This window comes from Methylobacterium sp. (assembly GCF_019750675.1).
Taxonomy (GTDB): domain Bacteria; phylum Pseudomonadota; class Alphaproteobacteria; order Rhizobiales; family Beijerinckiaceae; genus Methylobacterium.
Genome location: NZ_JAIEOF010000464.1, coordinates 1 through 5,982 on the forward strand (window position 1 = coordinate 1; position 5,982 = coordinate 5,982).

The following is a 5,982-nucleotide window of genomic DNA, read 5'->3' on the forward strand; positions in this document are numbered from 1 at the left end:
GTGACCTCGGGGCGATCTCGCCTCAGCGACGAACGTCGAGAACGTCGCCGGAGCGGCTGTCGATCACCACGCTGATGTCGTCACCACGCCGGTCCGAGCCGCGCACGATCAGGCGGGGACCGCGACGATCGACACCGTCCACATCAACGAGGCCTTCGCGGCGGGCGATGCGGGCCGCTTCGCCGCGCGTGAGTTCGCTGCGGGGCGGACCGCGGTCGTCGTAACCGCGACGGTAACCGGGATCGACCTGGACGCCGCCGGGGCCGATCGAGATGCCCTGCGCGTGGGCGGATCCGCCGGCAAGGCCGAGGCTCAGCGCCATCAGGCTGCCGGCGAGAATGGTCGTACGAAACTGCACTGGGACGTTCCCCCTCTTGTCGGGCTCGTGGCGGCGGCGAGCGGCCGGCGCACCAAGATCCGTGTCCAGGGCCTCAATCGACAAATGTGGGGATTGGTTCCTGGCAGGCCTCAGGTGACCGACCGGAAGGCCGCCGCCACGGCATCGTCGGTCCGGTCGATATCCGGTGCATCGATATGGCGGAAGCGTGCCTGGATCAGGCCGAACGCGCCGAAGGCGAAATGCCCCGCCGCCACCACCGCCAGAAGGATCCAGCCATAGGGCTGGGCACGCAGGGCCGCGAAGGCTCCCGCCAACCCCTTCACCTCGGAGGAGGCTTGATACCAGGCGGCCGCGATGAAGAATCCGCCGATGATGAGGAAGGCGATGCCGCGCGCGGCGTAGCCGAACTGACCGATCGGCTTGGCCCAGCGGCAATGGTCGGCATCCAGCTTCAACCGGTCGGTGACATCGCCCTTGAAAGCCTTGATCAGGAAGGCGATGCCGCCGCCGATGACCGCGAGCCCGATCAGCGCCACGAGCCAGAGGCCGAAGGGCTTGCCCAGGAGCCAGGCCGTCCAGTCCTGCGCCGCATCGCCGCCGGCGCCGCTCAGACCGAGGGCGAGGCTCCCGGCCGTGATTGCGAGACCGGTGTAGATGGCGGCGCTGAGGAGATGAGCGGCCCGGACCACGAGCCCCTTGAGGGCGGTTCCGCGGCGGTCCGCGTCGGTGACGCTCTCGATGAAACGCCAGACGGCGAACCCCAGCAATCCGACCGCGATCAAGCCGACCAGGACGGCGCCGAACGGACCCGCCAGCACCCAGCGGATCGCGCTCTCGCTGTCGCCCGCCCGGCCACCCTGTCCGATCGCGGCGAGAAGCGCGAGGCCACCGACGAGGCAGTACACGATGCCGCGCGCGCCGTAGCCGAACCGGGCCACGCGCTCGATCGTGTTGTGTCCGAGCTTCAACAAGGCGCTTCCTGAGTCCGCGGGCTATCCGTCCGAGGAACGCGCAGCCTTGCCGGATAGTGCCACGTAAAATCCGAGCCCGTCGCCACCCGGCAGGGTCTGAAGGCGATCGACCAATCCCTTGCGCTTGGCGTCGAGAAGCAGCCGGCCGATCGGCTGAAACAGCGTCTCACCGCCCCCCTCGGGCGGCGGATCGAGGCGGATCGCCACCGTCTTGCCCTTTCCGAAGCGGCTGCGTTCCAGCATGTCGGCGAGCGAGGCTTCCGCCGTCGGTCTGTTCGACCCACGCAGGTCGAGCACCGATTCGGCGTCGGTGACGCCGAGGGAGCCGCGCAGCTTGGCGGCGTAGAAATCTTCGAAATGGGGCACCGGGCGGCTCAGTCCTGGCTGGAGACGAAGATGGTACAGCGCCGGAAAGCGCGACCCCCATCGTAGACGTCGCCCAGGCACCCCGACAACGGGTGTCGGGGACATGGGTGATCGCTTCGCCGGGACAGAGGGATACGGGGCCTCCGTCCGGCGACTCGCGCCGATGACGGAGGCCCCGCGCGTTACGCGGGGCTCGGGCGGACCTCAGCCGTGTACGAGGACGTTGCGGAACTGCCAGGGATCGCTGGCGTCGATGTCCTCGGGGAAGAGGCCCGGGCGGCCGGTCAGCGGGGTCCAGTCGGTATAGACGCCGATGACGGGGCCGAGATACGGGGTCTGCACCTCGAGGCAGCGCCGGAAATCCATCTCGTCGGCCTCGACAATGCCGGCCTCCGGATTCTCCAGGGCCCAGACCATGCCGGCCAGCACGGCGGAGGTCACCTGCAGGCCGGTGGCGTTCTGGTAGGGGGCGATGCGACGGGTCTCCTCGATGGAGAGCTGCGAGCCGTACCAGTAGGCGTTCTTGGCGTGGCCGTAGAGGAGCACGCCGAGTTCGTCGATACCGTCCACGATCTCGGTCTCGTCGAGGATGTGGTGGCGCTCCTGCACCTTGCCGCCGTTGCCGAACATCTCGTGCAGCGACAGCACCGCGTCGTTGGCGGGATGATAGGCATAGTGGCAGGTCGGGCGGTAGGCGGCGCGCTCGCCCTCCAGCACAGTGTAGTAGTCCGAGATCGACACGGCCTCGTTATGGGTCACGAGGAAGCCGAACTGCGACTGGGCGGTAGGCGTCCAGGAGCGCACGCGGGTGTCGGCGCCGGGCTGGAGCAGGTAGATCGCGCAGCGCGACCCCTTCTCCTGCTCCCGGCCGTTCTCGGGCATCCAGGTCTCGTGGGTGCCCCAGCCGAGCTCGGCCGGCTGATTGCCCTCGGACACGAAGCCCTCGACCGACCAGGTGTTGACGAACACACCCATCGGCTTGGCCGACTTGGCGCGCTGCGTGTCGCGCTCGGCGATGTGGACGCCCTTGACGCCGACTTCGCGCATGAGCGCGGCCCAGCCGGCGCGGTCCTTCGGCTCCGGGGTCTTTAGGCCGAGGTCACCGGCGATGTTCAGGAGCGCCTGCTTGACGAACCACGAGACCATGCCGGGATTCGCGCCGCAGCAGGAGACCGCGGTGGTGCCGCCGGGCGAGGCGGTGCGGGCGTCCAGGATTTCCTGGCGAAGCGCGTAGTTGGTGCGGTCGCCCTGGCTCTTGTTCTTGTCGAAGTAGAAGCCCGGCCAGGGCTCGGCCACGGTGTCGATGTAGAAGGCGCCGAGTTCGCGGCAGAGTTCCATGATCGCCCGCGACGAGGTGTCGACCGAGAGGTTGACGCAGAACCCCTGGCCGCCGCCCTCGGTGAGCAGGGGCGTCAGTACCTCGCGATAGTTCTCCTTCGTCAGCGCGACTTGCTCGAAGCGCAGGCCGTGCTGCTCGGCGAGCGACCGGTGTGCGTCCGAGGGCTCGACGACCGTGAAGCGGGCCTTGTCGTAGGCAAAGTGACGCTCGATCAGCGGAAGCGTGCCGCGTCCGATGGAGCCGAAGCCGATCATCACGATGGGGCCGGTGATGCGGCCGTGGACGGGCCAGGAGGGTGCGGCTTCGGTCATGGGCGGAAGATCCTTCTCATACGCGTGTCTTGCGCGACTCTTGCGCGTGCTTTGGGTCGCCGCGTCGCGACCGCATGCCTTAGGTGCCGGAAATGACGAACAAGCGACGGGCTCAGTGACGTTTGCGGCCGCGCCGGTCAACCGCGCCGAGAACCCCGCGTTTCGGAAGCATTACGGCGCGCATGCCCTGAGCGCAGGGCGTCATCCCGCCGAAACGCATTGCGGGCATCCCTGGGCGCGCCGATATTGCACTGCAACAGAACAAGAGCGACCCGACCCGAGGAAGCGTCCGTCACCTCACGCCACGGACTCCTGCCATGCTCGCACTCATCACCTCGCGCCTTGCCGCTCCCGTCGACGAGCCCGTCGACCGCGATCCCGGCATCATCACCCTGGCGGCCTCGCTGCTCCGCGCCGTCACCCGCCGCCACGACGCCGCCTTCCAGCGCCGCTGCGACCTCGCCGCCAAGGCGGACCATCACACCAACGTCTGAGCCGGTGCCGCGCCGGACAGAGCGTCAGGCGACCCGTCGTCGGGACGCCGCGTCGGTTCCGACCAGGGCCTCTGGAACGATCGGCGTGGGTGCCGCCTGATCCCAGGCACCAGCGGCGCGCAGGATGCCGCGCGCGCCGGAGAGAGCCCCCGCGCGCAGTTCCAGGCCGAGGAAGCGCTCGCGCTCGAACGGACCGGGCATGAACAGCCCCTCCGCGACCCCGGCCGAGAAGCCGAAGCGCGCGTAGTAGGGCGCATCCCCCATCAGCAGCACCGCGCCGTGGCCGAGAACATCCGCCCTTCGCAGGGCGGCCCGCATCAGGATCGAGCCGAGGCCGAGCCCCTGGATCGCCGGATCGACCGCCAGCGGACCGAGCAGCAAAGCGGGCCGGCGCGGACCCGCCTCCACGTGCCAGAGACGACAGGTGCCGACGACGCGGCCCTCCCGCTCGGCGATCAACGCGAGGCCTTCGGCCGGGAGCCGGCCCTCGCGCAGGCGCTCGGACGTCTTCAGGCGACGCGCTTCGCCGAAGCAGGCATCGAGAAGGTGCTCGCGGGCGACGACGTCACCGGCCACTTCATCACGGATCTGGACCAAGGCCGCACCCTTCCCGAACGTTGGGCAGGCGACGAGACGATCCGTGCAGGCGGACTGCACGGGGCGATGGGGGCTTGCGATGCCGGACGCTCCCGATCGAGAGCGCCCGGCCTTCGCGTCATGACCTTGAAGAGGTTTAGATGACGTATTGCTGAAGAGGCGGGAAGCCGTTGAACGCCACCGCCGCATAGGTGGTGGTGTAGGCGCCGGCGCCCTCGATCAGCACCTTGTCGCCGATGGAGAGCGACACGGGCAGCGGATACGGCACCTTCTCGTAGAGCACGTCGGCCGAATCGCAGGTCGGGCCGGCGAGCACGCAGGGGGCCATGCGGTCCTCGTCGTGCTCGGTACGGATCGCGTAGCGGATCGACTCGTCCATGGTCTCGGCGAGACCACCGAACTTGCCGATGTCGAGGTAGACCCAGCGCACCTCGTCCTCCGCGTCCGACTTGCGCGAGACCAGCACCACCTCGGCCTCGATCACGCCGGCATTGCCGACCATGCCCCGACCCGGCTCGATGATGGTTTCCGGCATGCGGTTGCCGAAATGCTTGGTGAGCGCGCGGAAGATCGCGTCGCCGTAGGATTCCACGCCCGGCACCGCCTTGAGGTACTTGGTCGGGAAGCCACCGCCGAGATTGACCATCTGGAGGCTGATGCCGCGCTGGGCGCATTCCGCGAAGATCATGGCGGCGGAGGCGAGCGCGCCGTCCCAGGCACCGGTGTTGCCCTGCTGCGAACCGACATGGAACGATACGCCGTAGGCGGTCAGGCCCTGGCGGTAGGCATGCTCCAGCACGTCGACCGCCATCTCGGGCACGCAGCCGAACTTGCGCGAGAGCGGCCATTCGGCACCGGCCCCGTCGCAGAGGATGCGGCAGAACACCTGCACGTCACCGGCCTCGACCCCGGCGGCCTCGGCGGCGCGGGCGATCTTCTCGACCTCGGCCTCGCAATCGACGGCGAACAGGCGCACGCCGAGCTTGAGCGCGCGGGTGATGCAGCGCTCCTTCTTGATGGTGTTGCCGAAGGAGACGCGGTCGGCGGTGGCGCCGGCGGCGAGCGCCATCTCGACCTCGACCACCGACGCGGTATCGAAGCACGAGCCCATCTCGGCGAGGAGACGCAGCACCTCCGGCGCCGGGTTCGCCTTCACGGCGTAGAAGACGCGGGTGTCGGGGAGCGCACGGGCGAAGGCCGTGTAGTTGTCCCGCACGACCTCGAGATCGAGCACCATCACCGGGCCCTCGTCCTGGCCCATGTCGCGGCGTGCGCGCAGGAAATCGCGGATACGATCGGTCATGGTCGTTCCAACCCACAGGTTCGCGAGCGCCCTCACGCGGGGCGCGCTGTCGAATGTCTGGACGACGTGAGCCGTCCGGCGTCTGGGGGCGCTGCGACGCGTCGCGCGGCGTGCTTTGGAGACACGACGTCGAACGCGGGCGCGAGAGCACCCGGAAGCTGCCTTGGATTGGAAGGGAGACCCCCACCGCACGCCGGGCAAAGAGAAACAAGCCTCTTCGGTGCCGGCCTTTGGAGGGCCGACGAGACCAAAAAAGCCCGT

7 protein-coding genes are annotated in these 5,982 nt (G+C 68.9%); 1 reads left to right on the forward strand and 6 read right to left on the reverse strand.

The features are described 5' to 3' along the window. Positions 1 to 22: 22 nt before the first annotated feature. The 4 genes from K2X24_RS24140 to K2X24_RS24155 form a co-directional block, all read right to left on the reverse strand. On the reverse strand, positions 23 to 442 hold the full coding sequence (locus K2X24_RS24140) for a PepSY domain-containing protein (RefSeq protein WP_292501909.1): 420 nt from the start codon (positions 440 to 442) through the stop codon (positions 23 to 25). 26 nt (positions 443 to 468) lie between these two features. Next, positions 469 to 1,311: a DUF1206 domain-containing protein gene (locus K2X24_RS24145; protein WP_292501910.1), complete on the reverse strand. Its 843-nt coding sequence runs from the start codon at positions 1,309 to 1,311 to the stop codon at positions 469 to 471. A 21-nt stretch (positions 1,312 to 1,332) separates the two neighbouring features. Beyond that, a complete protein-coding gene (locus tag K2X24_RS24150; RefSeq protein WP_238280020.1) occupies positions 1,333 to 1,677 on the reverse strand; it encodes a hypothetical protein in 345 nt (114 codons plus the stop codon). A 204-nt stretch (positions 1,678 to 1,881) separates the two neighbouring features. Further along, positions 1,882 to 3,327, reverse strand: coding sequence for a homospermidine synthase (locus K2X24_RS24155; protein ID WP_292501912.1), 1,446 nt, complete (start codon positions 3,325 to 3,327; stop codon positions 1,882 to 1,884). A gap of 317 nt (positions 3,328 to 3,644) precedes the next feature. Here K2X24_RS24155 and K2X24_RS24160 point away from each other — a divergent pair, with 317 nt between their 5' ends. After that, the gene (locus tag K2X24_RS24160; protein WP_292501913.1) at positions 3,645 to 3,821 is read left to right on the forward strand and encodes a hypothetical protein; all 177 of its coding nucleotides are present in this window, start codon (positions 3,645 to 3,647) and stop codon (positions 3,819 to 3,821) included. Between the two features lie 24 nt (positions 3,822 to 3,845). Here the strand turns inward: K2X24_RS24160 and K2X24_RS24165 are convergent, their stop codons facing one another. Together K2X24_RS24165 and K2X24_RS24170 are read right to left on the reverse strand one after the other, a co-directional pair. Then, positions 3,846 to 4,418: a GNAT family N-acetyltransferase gene (locus tag K2X24_RS24165; RefSeq protein WP_292501914.1), complete on the reverse strand. Its 573-nt coding sequence runs from the start codon at positions 4,416 to 4,418 to the stop codon at positions 3,846 to 3,848. 136 nt (positions 4,419 to 4,554) lie between these two features. Then, positions 4,555 to 5,721: a type III PLP-dependent enzyme gene (locus K2X24_RS24170; protein WP_292501916.1), complete on the reverse strand. Its 1,167-nt coding sequence runs from the start codon at positions 5,719 to 5,721 to the stop codon at positions 4,555 to 4,557. Between the last annotated feature and the right edge of the window lie 261 nt (positions 5,722 to 5,982).